General features: G+C 34.9%; 3 protein-coding genes. All 3 read left to right on the top strand.

Going from position 1 to position 1861, the window contains the following annotated elements; translation table 11 throughout:
* The first annotated feature begins 152 nt into the window (after positions 1–152).
* Positions 153–752 carry a glutathione S-transferase family protein gene (locus tag L1D50_RS22895; protein ID WP_128728814.1) on the top strand — a complete coding sequence of 200 codons (600 nt, stop codon included), beginning with the start codon at positions 153–155 and terminating at the stop codon, positions 750–752.
* Between the two features lie 51 nt (positions 753–803).
* Positions 804–1448 carry a DsbA family protein gene (locus L1D50_RS22890; protein WP_128728815.1) on the top strand — a complete coding sequence of 215 codons (645 nt, stop codon included), beginning with the start codon at positions 804–806 and terminating at the stop codon, positions 1446–1448.
* A gap of 30 nt (positions 1449–1478) precedes the next feature.
* Positions 1479–1861 (top strand): hypothetical protein (locus L1D50_RS22885; protein WP_239966924.1); only part of this gene is annotated, 383 nt, incomplete at its 3' end.

Genomic DNA, 1861 nt, shown 5'->3' with positions numbered 1-1861 from the left:
GTTTCTTTTCTGTCAACAGCATGTTTGAAATTAGCATATTTATCCCCTCCTAATACTTCATTAATCTTAATACGCAGCCAAGAAAAAGAATTGGCTAAAACTAGATTCAGAGTTTTTACACTCTGAACCCCTTAAATTTAAAAGGAAATAAAATGTACACACTTTATTATATGACTGGCGCATGCTCTTTAGCTACACAGATAATACTTCGTGAAATAAATGCAGATTTTGAACTGGTAAACAAAGACTCTGTTGCAGATTTCAAAAAATTAAACCCTGTTGGTACTGTACCTGTGTTAGTTCAGGGTAACGAGACATATACTGAGGGTGCAGCAATAATATTACATCTATTAGAGAATCACTCTAATAAGCTATTACCAGAATCAGGACCACAAAGAAAGCAAGCTATTGAAAACTTATTATTTGCAAATGCCACTATGCATCCAGCTTACAGCAAGCTTTTTTTCATCGCCCAATCAATGACTGATAGCGATGCTAAGTTAGCAGCATTAGAAAGTGCAGCCCAAACTATCAATCACTTATGGTCCGTAGTTGAACAAAAGCTTGGTGACAATACATTCCTTGGTGGCGAAAATTATTCAGCCGCAGATATTTTACTGTCTGTATATCATACTTGGGGCCAATATTTCCCAGTTGATATTATTACTGGACCAAAAACTACTCAGCTAATTGATAAAGTTAGTAACTTAGAAAACTTTAAACTTTCTCAAGAAGCAGAGAAACAAGCTTAAAATTTACTATTAAAGGGTGTAACACACCCTTTCTAACTGTCGGGTGAAGAAATGAATTTAATAATAGAATATGTCCATGATATCGACTGTTCCTGGTGTCCAATTAACTATGCAAACTTAACAACCGCGTTAACTAAATTATCAGGTAAAGTGATTCCAAGAATAGAGTTTTTACCATATGAAGTTAAACCTAATTTCAGTGCTAAGGGTGAGCTAATAAGCACCAGATTAATGGCTGTAAATGGCTGGAGTGAACAGCAGCATGATGAGTATAGAAAAGGGCTTTTAGCAACCGCCAAAGCTGCTGGTGTCCCGATCGACTTCAGTAAAAGAACGCATTACTACAACACTTCAAAAGCACATAAATTAATGCACTTTGCAAGCCTTAACAACCTCCATATAGAAATGAATAAGCTTTTGATTAAAGGTTATTTTAATGAAGGCCTAGACCTATTTAATTCAGAGCAATTGGTGACTCTTGCTGAGCAGCTAAAGCTCGATAGCGAAGAAGCGAGAGCCGCAATCGATGCAGCATTTTCTCCACCAGAATTAATCGCCAAGTATAGCCGAGCTCAAGAAATATCAAGTCACGGAGTACCTGCAGTTTGCTTCAACAAAAAGTATTACTCACAAGGCTCAAAGACTGCTGAGTTCTATGAAGAAGTCATACTTAAAATAACAAGTCTAGCTGCTTAAGCCGACATTTTTATATGGAAGTAATTTACAATGAACATAAAAGATTTTTATCAACTAATAGAACGAATAAAAAAGTCTGAATCAGAACATTGTTTAAAAGGGTTATGCCAAGAGTTTTGTGAAATGAGTGGAATGGAATATTTTATCCTCACCACAATTGAGAACAAATCACTTTACTCATCCACTTTAAAAAGTGAATCAAATTTAGAAAAGGAATTGATCAAAAAAATACTCTCAGACAGAGAAAAAACGAATAATTTTCTATCTTCTCAGATGAACCGAAATATCCCTCAATCATGGAGCAAAAAAAAACACAAAAAAACAAGAACAAACAACATAATGGAACTTATTGAAATACTATCTAAAAATGGTTTGAATTCGGGAATAAATATCCCTTTAAAAACCCACGATAG

The sequence above is a fragment of the Pseudoalteromonas sp. Isolate6 genome, assembly GCF_022398435.1.
GTDB lineage: Bacteria > Pseudomonadota > Gammaproteobacteria > Enterobacterales > Alteromonadaceae > Pseudoalteromonas > Pseudoalteromonas galatheae.
Note: the sequence above shows the minus strand (reverse complement) of the source record. Positions and strands in the feature narration are given on the sequence as shown.

Excerpts from the sequence above, each read along its gene's own strand:
- L1D50_RS22895 (WP_128728814.1), top strand. The coding sequence starts at position 153 with ATGTACACACTTTATTATATGACTGGCGCATGCTCTTTAGCTACACAG.
- L1D50_RS22890 (WP_128728815.1), top strand. The coding sequence starts at position 804 with ATGAATTTAATAATAGAATATGTCCATGATATCGACTGTTCCTGGTGT.